The sequence below is a fragment of the Paenibacillus sp. FSL F4-0097 genome (assembly GCF_038593125.1).
In the GTDB taxonomy this organism is placed as follows: domain Bacteria; phylum Bacillota; class Bacilli; order Paenibacillales; family Paenibacillaceae; genus Paenibacillus_AQ; species Paenibacillus_AQ odorifer.
The window spans coordinates 4538001-4555047 of sequence record NZ_CP151965.1 but is presented as its reverse complement, the minus strand read 5'-3'; the positions used below and the strand labels follow the sequence as shown (position 1 = coordinate 4555047).

Below are 17047 nucleotides of genomic sequence, written 5' to 3'. Positions count from 1 at the left end.
TCAAAAAGCACATAAACCAACGTTCTCCCATATTCTATAGGCAAATGCCTTTGTTAAAGGGGAGCGACTGGATGTTAAGGATTAGGTTGAATGAGCTGGGGAAAGGGAATGACAATGGTCTGATACAGGCGGATGTATGGAAATGGGATGGCATTGGCTGGAACGAATATATTACTCAGCAGGATGAGGATTTCATACGCACGGAAGAGGAGTTATTTGTCACGATTCCGGCAGAAGCGGGATTATATCGTGTAGATTACTCTAATAAGCCTTTTGAGGCGCCATACTTATTGCCGGAGTGGGTGGGGGACGATCTGCGGACCACGGGTCTGCATCCGGCGCCGTTTAATCTCAAAGAGGGCACACTTTGGGGATATATTAATGACGAAGGCCGTGTTCAGATTGAACCTCGGTACGAATATGCTGAGGATTTTCAAAAGAACGGTCTTGCTGTAGTTCAGCGAAAAAATAGCAGCGGGCTCATTGACAGCACTGGAAGAGAACGAGTGAAGCCGATCTATTCCTTTATTGCGCCTTTTTCGGAAGAGCGCGCGGTCGTGTCGGATGCCAAGGGGTACACTTTTATTGATGAAAAAGGCAAAGAAGTGACGTCCGCCCGGTATGATTATCTGAACTCATTACATGAGGGGCGTGCACTATTTTCAAAACAAAATACAACCGGTGGCCAATCGCTATATGGATATGTGGACGCGAAAGGTAAAGAGGTGCTGCCCGCGATTTATGTGGATGCCAATGATTTTATGAACGGCGTGGCTTTGGTTAAAATCAAAGAAGGAGAGTATGCGCTCATCGATCCGGCTGGGAACATCCTGCATACTTACAACCATCCTTTTGTAGGAAGTCCGGGAGAAGGTTTACTCGCCTATCAAGCGACTGAAAACGGTAAATATGGCTATTTAAATACGGATGGTTCTGTAGCTATTCAGCCGCAATTCACCTCTGCTTTACCTTTTTCAGAGGGACGTGCGGTGGTGAATACCGCTGAGAATTATGGCAACGCCTATGGGCTGATTGATAAACAAGGGAAAATGATCATCCCGGCAAAATATTATGAAGTATTGCAGCTAGGTGAAGGCAGAGTAGCCATAGGAACGCCTGTATTCCCCAGCCAGCCTTATCGCGGATCACGTTATGTAATTGCAGATGCGGAAACGGGAGCGGTCCTGAGCAATCACACCCTGCTTGGCGTGAACAATTATCAGGAAGGCTTGGCGTCTGTATTTGATGCTAAAGATACCTATTTTATCGATAGAAGTGGAAAAAAGGCAGCCCAGCCTCCAGTTATTCCAGGTGCAGGAACACTCACCCTTAGCGGACGTTTGATAAGAGCAGATGTAGATCAACGCACATCTTATTATGATCGGCAGGGAAAGCAGGTTTGGCGCCAAAATGGAGTCATTCCGCTGAGACCTCCCTATTCCGTAGTGGAGAAGAAATACAAACCGAACAGGGATTATCTGGTGTATTATCCGGTCGTTGAAGGGATTGCCAGTGCGGAAGTTTCGCGAGAGGTTAACGATAAGCTGCGCAAGCTATCCCTTGCTGAAGACGTTGGGAGTGGAGGGGTTTCCCAGGACTTTAGTTATAATGGTGATTTTTCAGTCTCTTTCTTCCGTAAAAACCTGCTGGTGCTGGAGCTGACCGGTTATCGTTTTCCTTTTGGAGCAGCACATGGAATGCCTACCAAAATCTATCCGCATATTAATTTGCGCAGCGGCAGGTTCTATAAGCTGGGAGATTTGTTCAAGCCGGGCAGCAGATATGTGGAGAAGCTCAGTAAAATTGTGGGCAAACAGATCGAGAACGATCCACAATATTCATATGTTTTTCCGGATACGTATAAAGGAATTACCTCGGATCAGCCCTTCTTTGTGGATAATGAAGCGTTGTATCTGTATTTCGCACCTTATGAGATCGCTCCGTATTCTGCAGGTTTTCCAACCTTCCGGATTCCTTATGCGGAGATCATGGGATTGATCTCTACGGAGGGCGAGTTCTGGCAGTCGTTTCATTAATCGACAGGTATCCATAGGTTTGCTGAAGTTGCCGTCCTTTCGGGGAGGGCGACTTTTTTTGTGCTTTCTTTCGCGAATAATAGATGAATTGGTATTTTTAGGCAGGAAAACAGCGAAAGAAAGCGAATGTATCTAGGAATCAGAGATCTTACAGTCAAGACTATTATATGTAAAAAATTAGAAGCGCACATTTGAGAGATTTATGCTACAATGACTGAGGAACAAATTACAACTTTGTAACATTTGTAGATGGTCACTCTAGGCAGAAGCATATATTACACGCAAGAAAAAAGGAGATGGCAGATTGAAGAACAAGACATTAAAAGCAATCATCGGTGGTAGTGTGGCAGCTGTTATGGCACTTAGTATTTCTCTTCCATTGGAAGCAAATGCGGCATCGAATGAATCGACAGTAACAATAAAAGGCACAAGTTATGAGCAAATATTACAATATTTTAAACAAGCTAATCTTGAGGGATTCCCTTTTTCGAATAGCACAATCGTGGTAACTAAGCCGCAAACTGGAACAGTACCAAACAAAGACAACACGACCACAACTACAACTACAAAACCGGTTACAAAGCCAGCAGACACAACTACTGTAACTAAGCCGACAGATAATACAACTACAACAGGTGCTGTGAGCAATAAAGGAACCTATGTTCAGCAAATCGTAACGCTGGTAAACAAAGAACGTGCAGCAGCTGGTTTGTCACCTGTAGCTGGATTGGACAGCCTGCACAAAGTTGCCGCTACAAAAGCTACGGATATGCGTTCGAATAACTATTTTTCACATACTTCACCTACGTATGGTTCACCATTTGATATGATGAAATCCTTTGGCATCACTTATAAAGCCGCAGGCGAGAACATCGCAATGGGACAAAAAACACCAGAAGAAGTTATGAAGGCATGGATGAATAGTCCAGGTCACCGCGCTAATATTTTGAATGCTAACTTCAATTATATCGGTGTAGGTTATGATAATAATTACTGGGTTCAAGAGTTTATTGGTAAATAATACGAGTAGATGCTTCAGGAAGAAATCGTTCTCCGATGTAAGTCGGGGAGCGGTTTTTTTTGTGTGGTGAAGATCAAAAATGCAACAAAAAAAGAAGCAAGGAACTTGTCCTTACTTCTTCTGTCTAGCTCTATGGGTTATGCAGGGGTCGAACCTGCGACCTGCCGATTAAGAGTCGGCTGCTCTACCAGCTAAGCTAATAACCCGTAATGTCTAAAGAGTCAACGGGAAATATTATATAATGGCATTAATTAAAAAGCCAGTATTTTTTTATTTTCAAAAAAGTCCACACTCGCTCCTCGGCATAAACACTGTAACAGCGGGATTTATTTCTTTGCTAGACATTTGCAAAACTTCTATGGAAGAATTATGTTTATGTAACATAGTTAAGATCTTTGTAAATTGTGGAACAATACATAATAGAACGGCATACGGAGGGATAGCTTTGAAGGATTCGAAATGGACATGGCGCAGCGTCAGCTTGATTTCCATAGTAACAACTATAGTTTTGATGGTTGGTTTAGTTTATGCGGTTAAAGATATTATCTATCCGGTCGGAGAGGTTACCGAGAGCAGCTTGCCTCAGCAAACAGCCGCACCGGTGACGGAGACTGTCAAGCTCCTCAAAATTGTTGCGCTCGGGGATTCGCTTACCAAGGGGACTGGTGATAACACCGGAGAAGGGTTTGTTAAGCGTACGGTTACTGGTTTATCTGCAAAAGGTGTCACAGTAGACTTTTTAGGCAATATGGGGATTAACGGGTTGACTACTGCCGGGCTGTTAAGCAAACTGAACGAAGATGGTGTGGAGTATGCCTTGCGCATGTCGAATGTTGTTTTGCTATCTGTCGGAGGAAATGATCTGTTTAAGGATTCGGATATTCTTGAGAATAATGGGGCGCAGCAAGGAAACACAACTTCATCAACCACTGAGCAGGAGCTGACTCCAGAGTCTTTATTAGCCGCTCTGCCAGAGGCAGCAGCTAGACTGGAGAAGATTCTCGATAAAATCTCACAGATCAATCCAAATGCGCAAATTTACTATATGGGGCTGTATAATCCCTTTGGCGATATTCCAGAATTACTGGTACCAGGCAATCAAGCGGTAACGAAGTGGAATAATACGGCAATGGATATTATTAATAAGCATAGCAACATGACCTTGGTTCCTACGTTTGACTTGTTTAACAGACATTTGGACAAGTATCTATCCACCGATCATTTTCATCCTAATGGTGATGGCTATCAGCGAATCGGAGAACGGTTCATACAGGCTGTGCAGTAGTATATAGGTGAGTGTTAAATTTTGCAGTAAGATCATGTAGGTAAATGCCCTTTGAGCAAGTACAAACCGAGAAAATGACAGTCACAAGGAGCTAAATTAAATATGACAAAAGCGAATAGTGAAGACTCCGGCACAGTCGTCTTGTCTGTGGACGGGGTACGTAAAAAAATAGGACGGAAATGGATAATAGATGATGTTACTTTCGATGTGAGAAAAGGGGAGATTTTCGGCTTTCTCGGCCCTAACGGCGCTGGGAAGACGACCACGATCCGCATGCTTGTGGATTTGATTCGTCCTACTGAGGGCAAGATTACAGTATGTGGGTACAATGTGAACCGAAATCCGGAAAAAGCATTGCAATATGTAGGCTCTATCGTTGAGAATCCTGAGGTATATACCTATTTGACCGGGTGGGAGAATTTGCAGCATTTTGCCCGGATGCAGCCTGGTGTAGACAATGAACGTATTAGCGAAGTGGTAGATATTGTTCGATTAGATCAGCGGATACATGATAAGGTAAGTACATACTCGCTTGGGATGAGACAACGATTAGGCATTGCGCAGGCACTGTTGGGACGTCCACGGCTGCTTATTTTGGACGAGCCGACGAATGGACTTGACCCTAAAGGTATTAAGGAGCTGCGAGAATTCATTCGCAAGCTGGCGGATGAAGGGCTGGCGGTGTTCGTATCGAGCCATTTGCTAAGCGAAATTCAACTTCTTTGCGACCGTGTAGCGATAATTAGTAAAGGGCGTGTATTGGCTGTTGGTGCGGTAGATGAGCTGATCGCTCGTAATTCACCGTATGTACTTTGGGAGCTGGAGCCTTTTGCTGAGGCTCGGGAAATGCTGGCTGATCGTTCAGATATTCAGATTCAGAAACTGGAAGACGTCACATTAGATGACTCAATTATTGCAGGGATGGGCCCAAATTCTTTAATAACGATCATGGATCAGGATCTGATCCCCGAGATTGTCGCCGTAATGGTTACTGCTGAAATCGAGGTGAGGGCTGTGCATAAAATTAATCCGACACTGGAACAGCTATTCTTGAAACTAACGGAGGGTGAGAATGTTGAGTAACTTGCTTCCGCTAATCCGTAATGAGTGCTTGAAGATTATAAAAAAGAAACGGTTTTATGTTATACTGCTGATTCTGATTGTACTGGTGCCTATGTTCACCTATGCACAGATGCGTTCAGCCGAACGGAGCCGGGAGAAGTTTAATTCCGATTGGCGGCTTGAGATCCAGCAGCAGATTATCGATAATCAAAATTCACTGGGAAGTGACCGGATTCCAGAGGAATGGAAGACTTATCGGCGAATATTTGTACAACAGCTTCAGTATTATCTTCACCATGACGTTAATCCGAATGAACCTAGCGGGGTTACCTTTACCCGTGAATTTATGGATAATTCGGTTACATTATTTATTCCGTTGCTTATTATGGCGGTGGCCTCAGATTTGGTCTCGGCCGAAAGGACAACTGGAACTATCAAAATGCTGTTGACTAGGCCGGTCAAGCGCTGGAAGGTGCTTTTTAGCAAAATGACAGCACTGCTAATGTTTGTCTCGCTTATCGTACTTTCCACATTTGCAATCAGCTACTTTATCTCTGGTCTCGCCTTTGGTTTTAAAGGCTTTAACATTCCTGTTTTCACAGGCTTTAAAATCAGTGGTGATTCGCTAGATATGTCTACTGTACATGCAGTGCCTCAGTGGAAATATATGCTTATGCAAGGTGGTTTGATTTGGTTCGTCAGCGTAGTGGTTGCACTGCTCGCATTCATGATCTCGGTGCTTGTTCGCAGTACTGCCGCGAGTATAGTAGTTATGATGGCCGCGTTGATTGCAGGTAGTATACTGACCAATATGGCCTCTGCCTGGACAACAGCGAAATATTTATTTATGGTAAATCTTGGACTGACCAGCTATTTGTCTGGTACTCCCGCCCCCATTGAAGGGATGTCCTTGTCATTTTCCATGGCTGTGCTGGCTGTATGGGGAGCCGCTTCGGTGATCATTTCATTCGCCGTCTTTACGAAAAGGGATATTTTGAATTAGAATGAACAAAGTGACCAAAACGTTTGTTTGCATTTCTTAAAAATATAGGAGAGTATAATTTCACGTTATATTCTATCCTTAGGTTTTTGGCAGTAACGGATACCGTTCTTAACAAAAAGGACGGCCAAGCCGTTTCTTCTTAGTATAGAGAAAAGAAGGAGGAGCATGAATGCTCGAACAGATCGATATGTTTGCTGAAGTTTCTAATAACGGCGAGAATGGCCGTACTGGATACGATGCTGACGACATTCAAGTGCTCGAGGGTCTGGTTGCAGTACGCAAACGACCTGGCATGTATATCGGCAGTACGAGTTCTTCAGGACTACATCATTTAGTATGGGAAATCGTAGATAATGCCGTAGATGAGCATTTAGCCAAGTATTGTACAAAGATTGACATACTGCTTCGCAAGGATGGCTCGGTAACCGTTAGCGATAATGGACGGGGGATCCCGACTGGAATGCATAAGACAGGGGTACCTACACCGCAAGTTGTATTTACAATTTTGCATGCGGGCGGTAAGTTTGGTGGATCGGGTTATAAAAAATCAGGCGGTTTGCATGGCGTAGGGGCTTCTGTCACAAACGCTTTGTCTGAATGGCTCGAAGTAGAAATTTATCGTGAGGGCAAAATCCATCGTCAGCGGTTTGAGTACTGGGTGGACAAGAAGGGCAAAGAGCATGTCGGCGAACCTGTAACTGGTCTTGAAATCTTGGGTAACACCAATAAAACTGGTTCGAAAATTACTTTCAAGCCAGATATTCGTGTCTTCCCAAATGGAATTGCTCTGAATTATGACACGCTGGCAGAGCGGGTTCAGGAGATTGCTTTTCTGAATTCCGGTCTGCGTATTACACTGCAAGATGAGCGGAGCAACCGTCAGGATGAATTCTTTTATGAAGGTGGAGCCAGTCAATTTGTGCAGTTCCTCAACGAAGGTAAGGATGTTCTCCATGATGTTATTCATTTCAGTGCAGAAAAGGATGATATCGAGGTAGAAGTAGCTCTTCAATACAACGGAGGCTACACAGAAACCTTGGCTTCCTTCGTAAACTCCATTCCAACTCGCAGCGGGGGCACACATGAGACCGGCTTTAAAACTGCGTACACTCGTGTATTAAATGAATATGCCCGCCGCACGCAATTGCTTAAAGAAAAGGATAAAAACCTGGAAGGTAATGATCTGCGGGAAGGCATGATGGCTGTCATTAGTGTAAAAATGTCCGAGGTTGAATTTGTTGGACAGACAAAGGATCAGCTTGGCAGTGCTTCCGCCCGTAGTGCAGTAGATTATATTGTTTCTGAAAATATGGCGCGTTTCTTGGAAGAAAATCCACAAGTTGCGCAGAGCCTGCTGAAGAAATCGATTCAAGCGTCGAAAGCCCGGGAAGCGGCACGTAAAGCCCGCGATGAGATCCGCACAGGCAAGAAACGCAGCGAAAGCTCGAATCTTGGCGGTAAGCTGTCTCCTGCACAATCAAAGGACGTTACACGTACGGAGCTGTTCATCGTGGAAGGTGATTCCGCGGGTGGTTCGGCTAAGCAAGGCCGTGACTCTAAGATTCAAGCGATATTGCCGCTAAAAGGTAAACCGATGAATCCGGAGAAGGCTAAGCTGCTGGACATCCTGAAGAACGACGAGTATAAAGCAATTATTTCTACGATAGGCGCTGGAATTGGTCCGGATTTCACTGTCGAAGACAGCAATTATTCCAAAATTATCATTATGACCGATGCCGATACCGATGGAGCGCATATTCAGGTGCTGCTGCTGACATTTTTCTATCGTTATATGAAGCCTTTATTAGATGCAGGTAAGGTCTTTATTGCTCAGCCTCCACTTTATAAGTTGACCCGCAAAACGGGTAAGCTGGAGACCGTAAGGTATGCATGGAGTGATGAAGAGCTGCAAAATTACTTAAAGGAATTCGGCAAAAACTTCGAGCTTCAGCGTTATAAAGGGTTGGGTGAGATGAACCCCGATCAGCTGTGGGAGACAACGATGAATCCAGAGTCGCGTACGCTGCTTCAGGTACAGATTGAGGATGCCGCTAAGGCGGAGCGCCGTGTTTCAACACTTATGGGTGACAAAGTCGATCCACGTAAACGCTGGATTGTTGAAAATGTCGATTTCACCGAAATTGTAGAGTAATGTCAGTGCTGCAAGTGACGATAATCCCGATTTTCTAAGAGTTTGGTGATTTATGGGACCTAGAAGATTTTTGGAACTGTAGGAGCGATAGTGCCCGGAATTCCAAAAATCCCTGAAGTACCCGAGAATCACCACACTATTTTAAAACGGGCAGTTTGAGGAACAGAAGGTGAGCAAAGTGAGTAGTTTATCAGAACAATTTTTGCCGGCATTTCTGGAAGAGGTCGTCGGTGACCGCTTTGGTCGGTATTCCAAATATATTATTCAGGACCGGGCAATCCCCGATGTCCGTGATGGACTTAAACCCGTGCAGCGCCGGATTCTTTACGCGATGTACGACTCCGGCAACACACCTGACAAGCCATACCGCAAGTCAGCCAAAACCGTCGGAGATGTAATGGGTAATTACCATCCACATGGTGACTCCTCTATTTACGATGGTATGGTACGTATGGCACAGCCTTGGAAGATGGGGCATGTGCTAGTTGACGGTCACGGCAACTGGGGCTCCATGGACGATGACCCAGCTGCGGCAATGCGTTATACAGAAGCACGGCTGTCTCCCATTGCAATGGAGATGATGCGTGATATCGAGAAGCGGACCGTCTTGTTTAAAGATAACTTTGACAATACCGCCAAAGAGCCTGTTGTGGTTCCTTCCCGGTATCCGAATCTGCTCGTAAATGGCACGAGTGGGATTTCTGCGGGTTTTGCTACTGAAATTCCGCCACATAATCTGCGTGAAGTAATTGACGCTTGTATCGCAGTGATGCAGAAGCCAAATATTGAGCTGGAAGAAATTATGACCTTTATGAAAGGTCCGGATTTCCCTACAGGCGGCACGATCATGGGCGGAGACGGCATCATGGATGCTTACCGCACAGGTAAAGGCCGTATTTACCTGCGCTCCAAGACAGAGATTGAGAATATGCGGGGCGGCAAGCAGCAAATCGTGATTACGGAAGTTCCATTCCAGATTGTAAAATCACGGCTGGTTACTTCCATGGAGAATATTCGGCTGGAGAAAAAGATCGATGGCATTGCCGAGGTTCGTGATGAGAGCGGCCGTGAGGGATTGCGGATTGTAGTCGAACTCAAAAAAGAGGCTGATGCTCAAGGCGTGTTGGCCTATCTGCTCAAAAAAACCGATCTTCAAATTACCTATAACTTCAATATGGTTGCTATTGTTAACAAAGCGCCTCAGCAGCTTGGTCTAAAAGCCATCCTGGAAGCTTATATCGCGCATCAGCGTGAAGTTGTGACTCATCGCACCCAGTTCGATCTGGAACGCGCAGAAGACCGTGCTCATGTCTTAGAGGGCTTAGTTAAAGCACTGAACATTCTGGATGAGGTTATCGCTGCGATCAAAGCGTCGAAAAACCGTCAGGATGCTCAGAACAATCTCGTATGGATGTTCGGCTTCAGTGAACGCCAAGCCGATTCGATCCTTACTTTGCAATTGTATCGTCTGACCAATCTGGAGATCACTTCACTCCAGAAAGAGTTAGATGAAATGATGGCAAAGATTACACATCTGCGCGGCATTTTGGAAAGCGACAAAAAGCTAGTTTCTGTAATCCGTAAGGAACTGCTGGAGATTCGCGACAAATACGGCATTGATCGCCGTTCTCTGATCCAAGGCGAAGTAGAGGAGCTCAAGGTTAGCCTTGAAGCGCTGGTCAACGCGGAGGATGTGCTAGTTGCTCTTTCAGCAGATGGTTATATTAAGCGGACTGGTATGCTTTCCTTCACCCGTTCAGGTGGGGAGCGTCATACCTCAGGCGTCAAAGAAGGTGACCATATCGTCAGGCTGCTGGATGTGAATACCCGTGACAGTCTGCTGGTATTTACCCGCAAGGGGCAATACTTCTTGCTTCCTGTGCACCAGATTCCGGAGTTTAAATGGAAAGAGCCTGGTACAGCGATTGTGAATGTCATTGGATTGTCTAAAGGAGATGGAATCGTTAGTGTGATTCCGGTTAATAATCTAGATGATCCGCAGCAAAGTCTTGTGTTCGTCACCCGTCGGGGTCAGGTGAAGCGTACAGAGCTCAAGGAATACTCTACAAGCCGTTCTGGAGCTGTAGCGGCCTGTAAGGTAGCCGAGGGTGATGAGATCATTACAGTGGCTTCCAGTACGAATGACAAGGACATTGTGCTGGTTACCCGTGAGGGAATGAGTATCCGATTCCATGAGAATGAGGTTAACCCTATGGGTCGCGTTGCATCTGGTGTAAGAGGAATTCAGCTGCGCGAGGGCGACGAGGTGATTTCCTGCTTCTGGGTCAGCGAAGATGAAGGCGAAATCCTTGCTATTTCTGATATTGGTTATGCGAAACGTTCATTACTTGTGGATTATCCATCACAAAGCCGTGGTGGCAAAGGAATGCCAACCTTCGAATTCAAGGAAGGCAAACGAATACGTCCAAATGGCAGCAGGTTAGCAGGGGCTTTCTATTGCAAGGAGCCATTAGAACTGAATGCCGTTACTCGTGAGAATGCCCACCATACGTTCTCCTCTGAATCAGCGCCGCTGGGCGAGCGTCGTTCTACAGGCAAACAGATTGTAGCTGTGGAGAAAAAGGATGAGATCATAAATCTTTTCCCATCAGTTCATTAAAACTAGCGATTAACAAGTGATTTTATAACGGCGTTTAGTCCGCTCTTTTGGAGGGTTGACTAAGCGTCGTTTTTTATTTTTTTATGCTGAAGGTCCGGCAGATTTATTTTTTCTTCTTTTGCAGGAAATGGAAGTTGTTTCGCGAAAATGTAGATATACCGGATAGAACCGCGAGGAAAGGAAGGAATAAGTGTGCATGCTTCTGAATTCAGTAAAATTTGGCATAAGATTTTAAAAGATTATAAATTACATATGGACAGTAATCTTGCTCCAACGCTGACGGATGCCCAACTTACTGTACTTGAACTGCTTCAGGAACGCGACGCGATGAAGCCTTCTGATCTGGCTCCACATTTGGCGACCAGTCCTGCAGCGGTTACGATGTTACTTGATCGGATGGAGAAGCATGAGCTTATTGTGCGGGAAAGAGATGCTTCGGACCGGCGGATTGTATGGGTGAGCATAACGGAGACTGGAAAGGAAGAAACTGCACGTGGTCTAAAGATCCGCAGTGATTTTTTTGCGGAAGCGCTTGATCCGATCTCCTCTCATAACCAACAGTTACTGCTCTACTTAATGGGCAAAATGGTTGTTACAACTACACCGGAGGGTTCTACACCTTGAAGCAAATAGCTTTGCTGTATCACTAGTGCATTTAGAGTATGTAGAAGCATTTAGAGGATGTAGAAGCATTTAGAGTGTTAGAAGTATTTAGAGTATGTAGAAGCATTTAGAGTGTTTTAGAGCAATTAGAGGCACCTAGATGAATCTAGATGCATTTAGTTGTATTTTGTACAGCTATTGTTTGCTAATTACTCGATTGATGAAATATAACTGTATTTTATACAACTATTTTCTTGATTTACTTCTCTTTTTGCAGTTTCCCTGATTTTTAATTGTAAAAAGTACACTTAAAATCCGATCTACTGCTTTTTTATTCGGAATAAGTGTATAGAATGCAGTTATCTTACTTTTCATTTCAGATTCCATCTAGGATCCACTGCTGAACCACTGCTGAACCACTGCTGAACCACTGCTGAACCACTACTGATCCTCAGCTAAACTGAGCGGGTTACCGTTAGCTAAGTTCAGGCTGGAAGGGATGTTTAATCTCGAAAGGATGTTTAATCTCAAAGGGATATTCAATGCCCGGCTGGAATAATCGGACTAAGCATATCCTGCGGAGCTAGGAAGAACACTTCAGCGTGCGTGGACCCTCTTCCCATAGTCTGTTCAAGTAGCAGACGCAGAACCAAAAACGAGGCAGTGATTCTCCACTAACCGGAGAATCACTGCCTCGTTTTTATCGTTTCAATGCCTAGAAACGGCTGCTTTAGAACAGCCCTTTTTTTAGTGTTTCACGCGGCCACAAATCCCAAGGATGGGTTTGTGGGGGCAGAGAGAGGAGTTCCACTTCTTCTTTAGTAACAGGGTGAGGGAATCCTACAAGTGCTGACCATAACGCAATTTGTTGCCCCGGTCTGTTCACTGAAGCCCCGTACTTCTGATCACCGTATAATGGGCAGCCGATCGAACTTAGCTGCACCCGAATTTGGTGGGAACGCCCTGTAAGTAAATCAATCTTAAGCAGGCTGTATCCTTCTGCACTGTCAAGCACTGTGTAATCCAGAATTGCTTCCTTGCCGCCGGGAGTTCCTTTTCGAACCACAGTGACGGTGTTACTCTTTGCGTCTTTAAGCAGCGTATCTGTAAGACGGCCACGAGTGGCTGGCGGTTTACCATGCACGACTGTTAAATACACCTTATGAAAGCCGTGAGTACGGACACTCTCGGATAGTCTTGAAGCCGCTTTGGAAGTCTTGGCAAAAATCATTGCCCCCCCAACTGGTCGGTCCAAACGGTGGACCAGACCTATATAGACGTTGCCGGGTTTGTTGAAACGTTTCTTCACATCTTCTTTCAACAGGTTCAGCAGGTCAGGATCGCCTGTTGCATCCTCCTGAACAGGAATATTCACGGGTTTTACAATCCCCAGAAGATGGTTGTCTTCGTACAACACTTCAAAGCGTTGTGATCCGCCGCTTACAGCCTCGTTGTTGCCGGAACTATGCTGTGTCATGGCTTACGCCTCCCAGCGACCCAGGATACCACATGGCAGGTTCATGCCGGAGGAGGTGATCGGAAGACCGATTTCGCCGGAGGTAAGCTTTCCGCCATAACGTTTGCCCATGGTCATGGACAACATGTTGCGCAGTACAGTTGGAGAAATACCAGTGGTGTAGGAATTAATGAGCATGAACAAAGGGTTGTCGCTCATAATCTCCATACAGCTCTCAAGGAAAGGGTACAAGCTTGATTCAAGCTTCCACATTTCTCCACCAGGTCCTCTTCCGTAAGAAGGAGGGTCCATAATAATCGCGTCATATTTACTGCCGCGGCGTTGTTCACGTTGTACGAACTTGAATACATCATCCGTGATAAAGCGGACTGGACGTTCTCCAAGACCAGACAGCTGAACGTTTTCTTTCGCCCACTGCACCATACCTTTGGCTGCATCCACGTGAACGACAGACGCACCGGCACTCGCCGCTGCCACAGTAGCTCCACCTGTGTAAGCAAAAAGATTCAGCACTGAGATTGGACGGTTAGCCGCTGCAATCTTGTCCATCATCCAGCTCCAGTTGGCTGCTTGTTCAGGGAATAGTCCTGTATGCTTGAAGTTTGTAGGACGTAAGTGGAATTTTAATTTACCATAGCTAATCTTCCAATCGTCCGGAATGGTTTTTTTCATTTCCCATTGTCCGCCACCAGCGGAGGAACGGTGATAATGTCCGTGCACATCACGCCATTTAGCGGTCTCATTATTTAGAGGCCAAATAATCTGTGGATCAGGACGACGCAAGATAATATCGCCCCAGCGTTCGAGCTTTTCTCCACCGCCTGTATCAATTACTTCATAGTCTTTCCAATCGCTCGCTATATACATGATTTAATCCATCCTTCAAAAAAATTCATTTAGCCTTTATTGTACAACATTTCACCTGATTGCTACAAACAAATTACGCCTCAGCCAGCTTCACCAATTATTTTGTCCAATGCTAATGAGGTGTATAATATTCCCATGCTTATGCGGCTATTCAACTGGTGCTGCAAGACTTGATTGTGTATGATCAGATAGTAGAGTTCTTACCCTATTTACGATCGGAGAACTAAAGCTATGTTCAATCTCTCACCGCTGTATTTCCCTATAACTGCAAAACCCAACCACACTAGTGAGTTTCTGCCCAGCCATGCCTTGCAGCCGTTTATTCGCTGTTTTTGGGGTTCTGTAGATGTGGAGTCTATACAACAACCTGAGACGGAGACAATAATTCCGGATACCTGTATGGATATTATTTGGGATTTGGATAGAGAATCAGGCAATACAAACACTTTTTTCTCCGGTATCAATGACACTCCATTTGAAGTCTCTTCAGACGGAAAGCCAGGGGGGAGTTCAACCTTTGGTATCCGGTTTCATTTCTGGGCGGTTCATTTTTTTGCAGATGATCATCTGCGGAATGTCTTGAATGCACATGTCGATGTAGAACATTATTTTGGCACTTTTAAAAAAGAGCTTGGTCATCTATTGGAGAAAGTAAACTCGATGGACGAAAGGATTGCAGCCGCTGAAGCCTATCTGCTTCGTCGTCTTGAGCGTAGAGGGCGGACTAACGATCGGATGATGAACGCAGTCTATACTATGGTAAAACAAAAAGGGATTGTGACCTCTGAGGATTTGGAGACCAGTTCTAATTTAAGCAGACGACAACTTGAACGGCTTTTTCAAGAATATATAGGTGTATCGCCCAAAAAAACAGCAGATCTCGTGCGGTTTCAGAATGTATGGCGGGAGATGTGTCATTTACCTGGGCAGACAAAGAATATGCAGGATCTTATTTTCGCGTATGGTTACAGTCACCAGTCCCATTTTATCAATAATTTCAAAAAATATGCAGGAAGAACCCCACTTGAAGCCTTGGTCTATGCAGGCCGAAGAATGTCGTAATTTTGCAATACAAAGCGTGTTAACCTTGTTAGACTAAACCCATGTAAGAAATGAGACATATTATGAAAATGAGAGGGGACAAGTTATGATTTCGTCTTTTGAAGGGACTAACATTTACACTAAAGATACTGCGGCGTCAGCTAAATTTTATACGGAGGTACTGGGAATTCCTATGCCTTTCGAAGGCTACGGTAATTTCGACGGGGCAAAGCTTGGTTTTGACAAGAAACAGCCGGGAATTATTATTTGGGATGCTGCAAAGTGGGAAAATCTTACGACAGGTTTTGTTAATTTAGTATTCGGCTGTGATAATCTTGATGAGACATACGAGCAGTTGAAAGCTAAGGGACTGGATTGTCAGCCACCTGTTACGATGGAATATGGCGGTAAAGAAATGAATTTTCGTGATCCTGATGGGAATCACATAACCTTGCTGGAAGGTGCTTATTAAGCTTCTTTTTAAGAAAAATGAGACGGAGCGCAAACTTCAACCGTGTGTAATAACGGGGAGTTTGCGTTTTTTTAACTTTATTTATTGACAATGATAATCATTATCAAATAGAATGAGGTGAAGCGTATATGATTTAAATTTAAGGTGTTAGTAGGGGAGGAACAGGAGTTTATGGCTAAAGTGCTTGTGGCATATGCTAGTTTAACTGGCAACACTGAAGAAATGGCTGAATTGATTGTAGAAGGAATACGCCAAGCAGGCGGTGAGGCTGTTTTGAAGTCGGTCACTGAATGTAATGCGATTGAGATAAAATCATATGAAGGCGTTCTGCTAGGGGCATATACTTGGGGAGACGGAGAGTTGCCGGATGAATCTCTTGATTTCTATGAGGAGATGGATGAACTTGATTTGACTGCCATGAAGTCAGCAGTTTTTGGTAGTGGGGATACAGGCTACGCCATTTATTGTGGGGCAGTGGATGTTATCGAGGAGAAGTTAAAGGAGCGTGGAGCAGTCATTTTGCAAGATAGCCTAAAGATTGAGTATGGCCCTAATGCTGCCGAAAAAGAAGCCTGCCGTCAATTCGGCCGTCAATTTATCGAAGTCTGTATGGCGGTAACCTAAGATGGGTGGGCCAGTGGGAAGTTGGTTTAACAAACCAAGGGATGTACATACCCCTCCGTATAAACGGCTGCACGATTATCGCATGGAGCATATTATGCTGGGCGGGACTGAGAATTTAGCTAGCGGAGCTCCAGCGACGGGGCTCCCACGCTGGCGCCAGCAGGTTCATTATGCTGTGGGGCATACACTTAATGACTTCTATAGTCTGCTGCCGGAAGTGCGAAGAGAGACACCTATACAATTTCTGTTAGAACGCCGGTGGCCTCCTAGGGGAGATGCTTTTCCCTCCCTTTTGCAATATTGGGATATCAAAACGAGTGTAGCTGATGAGCTTATGCGTATCGTTTCAAGCAATCATCTACAGGAGATTCCAGTGATGTTATATGAACAGTGGCATGTCCCAGTTCCAGCGCTGAATTTGGAGTTATCGATGATTACGCAGCTGGCTTGGAACTCTTCAAAAAGTGGCCGGAGCGTGAACATTCAGAAGTTTATGGTTAATGGCAATGAGGATATCATCACTGGATTTATGCATATGGCCAATGTTTTTTGCCATCATGCTTATGGTGAGCCAGCGGAGACCGTGGAAGTTTTCTCGCTGCTGGATGGACGTAAATACTGCTTTGCTGGAGAGGCAATCTCGCTTATGGAGTCACTGGATTATGTGCGTTTGTTATCCGTATTTCTTGAGCGTGAAGTGTTAGCTGACGGTTCCTTAAGCTGCAGCGATCGTAGAAATGAGAGAGGCGAAGCGAATTATTTACTATAATAAATATAGACCTCC

General features: G+C 44.9%; 14 protein-coding genes and 1 tRNA gene. 12 read left to right on the top strand and 3 right to left on the bottom strand.

Translation table 11 applies throughout. The features are described 5' to 3' along the window. Nucleotides 1-71 precede the first annotated feature (71 nt). Both MHH86_RS20435 and MHH86_RS20430 read left to right on the top strand, forming a co-directional pair. Nucleotides 72-2036, top strand: a complete 1965-nt coding sequence (locus MHH86_RS20435; protein ID WP_038572389.1) for a WG repeat-containing protein — start codon at nt 72-74, stop codon at nt 2034-2036. A 304-nt stretch (nt 2037-2340) separates the two neighbouring features. After that, entirely contained in the window at nt 2341-3057 is a 717-nt protein-coding gene (locus MHH86_RS20430; RefSeq protein ID WP_036685704.1) for a CAP domain-containing protein, read from the top strand. 133 nt (nt 3058-3190) lie between these two features. Here MHH86_RS20430 and MHH86_RS20425 read toward each other — a convergent pair. Further along, nucleotides 3191-3263, bottom strand: a tRNA-Lys gene (locus tag MHH86_RS20425). Between the two features lie 239 nt (nt 3264-3502). Here MHH86_RS20425 and MHH86_RS20420 point away from each other — a divergent pair. The 6 genes from MHH86_RS20420 (at nt 3503) to MHH86_RS20395 (ending at nt 11803) form a co-directional block, all read left to right on the top strand. After that, nucleotides 3503-4342, top strand: coding sequence for a GDSL-type esterase/lipase family protein (locus MHH86_RS20420; RefSeq protein ID WP_076274742.1), 840 nt, complete (start codon nt 3503-3505; stop codon nt 4340-4342). 102 nt (nt 4343-4444) lie between these two features. Further along, nucleotides 4445-5425, top strand: a complete 981-nt coding sequence (locus MHH86_RS20415; RefSeq protein WP_036685707.1) for an ABC transporter ATP-binding protein — start codon at nt 4445-4447, stop codon at nt 5423-5425. Beyond that, a complete protein-coding gene (locus tag MHH86_RS20410; RefSeq protein WP_036685819.1) occupies nt 5418-6407 on the top strand; it encodes an ABC transporter permease in 990 nt (329 codons plus the stop codon). Before MHH86_RS20415 ends, MHH86_RS20410 begins: the two co-directional genes overlap by 8 nt. Before the next feature lie 169 nt (nt 6408-6576). Then, entirely contained in the window at nt 6577-8559 is a 1983-nt protein-coding gene (gene parE / locus MHH86_RS20405; RefSeq protein ID WP_036685709.1) for a DNA topoisomerase IV subunit B, read from the top strand. Between the two features lie 178 nt (nt 8560-8737). Next, a complete protein-coding gene (gene gyrA, locus MHH86_RS20400) occupies nt 8738-11179 on the top strand; it encodes a DNA gyrase subunit A (RefSeq protein ID WP_036685712.1) in 2442 nt (813 codons plus the stop codon). Between the two features lie 192 nt (nt 11180-11371). Beyond that, entirely contained in the window at nt 11372-11803 is a 432-nt protein-coding gene (locus MHH86_RS20395; protein WP_036685713.1) for a MarR family transcriptional regulator, read from the top strand. 709 nt (nt 11804-12512) lie between these two features. Here the strand turns inward: MHH86_RS20395 and MHH86_RS20390 are convergent. Beyond that, entirely contained in the window at nt 12513-13259 is a 747-nt protein-coding gene (locus MHH86_RS20390) for an RluA family pseudouridine synthase (protein ID WP_342479407.1), read from the bottom strand. A 3-nt stretch (nt 13260-13262) separates the two neighbouring features. Beyond that, nucleotides 13263-14126: a class I SAM-dependent methyltransferase gene (locus MHH86_RS20385; protein WP_036685718.1), complete on the bottom strand. Its 864-nt coding sequence runs from the start codon at nt 14124-14126 to the stop codon at nt 13263-13265. A gap of 231 nt (nt 14127-14357) precedes the next feature. On the opposite strand from MHH86_RS20385, the gene MHH86_RS20380 reads away from it, so the two are divergent. From MHH86_RS20380 to MHH86_RS20365, 4 genes are all read left to right on the top strand, one after another. Further along, nucleotides 14358-15188, top strand: coding sequence for a helix-turn-helix domain-containing protein (locus MHH86_RS20380; RefSeq protein WP_076316383.1), 831 nt, complete (start codon nt 14358-14360; stop codon nt 15186-15188). Nucleotides 15189-15273: 85 nt separating this feature from the next. Beyond that, nucleotides 15274-15639 carry a VOC family protein gene (locus MHH86_RS20375; protein WP_076104466.1) on the top strand — a complete coding sequence of 122 codons (366 nt, stop codon included), beginning with the start codon at nt 15274-15276 and terminating at the stop codon, nt 15637-15639. A 171-nt stretch (nt 15640-15810) separates the two neighbouring features. Further along, nucleotides 15811-16263 (top strand): flavodoxin, encoded by a 453-nt coding sequence (locus tag MHH86_RS20370; RefSeq protein ID WP_036685726.1) that lies wholly within the window; start codon nt 15811-15813, stop codon nt 16261-16263. 1 nt (nt 16264) lies between these two features. Next, nucleotides 16265-17032: a hypothetical protein gene (locus tag MHH86_RS20365; RefSeq protein WP_076316382.1), complete on the top strand. Its 768-nt coding sequence runs from the start codon at nt 16265-16267 to the stop codon at nt 17030-17032. Nucleotides 17033-17047 lie beyond the last annotated feature (15 nt).

Bases quoted from the DNA above. Each gene is read 5' to 3' on its own strand.
- MHH86_RS20435 (WP_038572389.1), top strand. From the start codon at position 72: ATGTTAAGGATTAGGTTGAATGAGCTGGGGAAAGGGAATGACAATGGT.
- MHH86_RS20415 (WP_036685707.1), top strand. From the start codon at position 4,445: ATGACAAAAGCGAATAGTGAAGACTCCGGCACAGTCGTCTTGTCTGTG.
- parE (WP_036685709.1), top strand. From the start codon at position 6,577: ATGCTCGAACAGATCGATATGTTTGCTGAAGTTTCTAATAACGGCGAG.
- MHH86_RS20390 (WP_342479407.1), bottom strand. From the start codon at position 13,259: ATGACACAGCATAGTTCCGGCAACAACGAGGCTGTAAGCGGCGGATCA.
- MHH86_RS20385 (WP_036685718.1), bottom strand. From the start codon at position 14,126: ATGTATATAGCGAGCGATTGGAAAGACTATGAAGTAATTGATACAGGC.
- MHH86_RS20380 (WP_076316383.1), top strand. From the start codon at position 14,358: ATGTTCAATCTCTCACCGCTGTATTTCCCTATAACTGCAAAACCCAAC.
- MHH86_RS20375 (WP_076104466.1), top strand. From the start codon at position 15,274: ATGATTTCGTCTTTTGAAGGGACTAACATTTACACTAAAGATACTGCG.
- MHH86_RS20370 (WP_036685726.1), top strand. From the start codon at position 15,811: ATGGCTAAAGTGCTTGTGGCATATGCTAGTTTAACTGGCAACACTGAA.
- MHH86_RS20365 (WP_076316382.1), top strand. From the start codon at position 16,265: ATGGGTGGGCCAGTGGGAAGTTGGTTTAACAAACCAAGGGATGTACAT.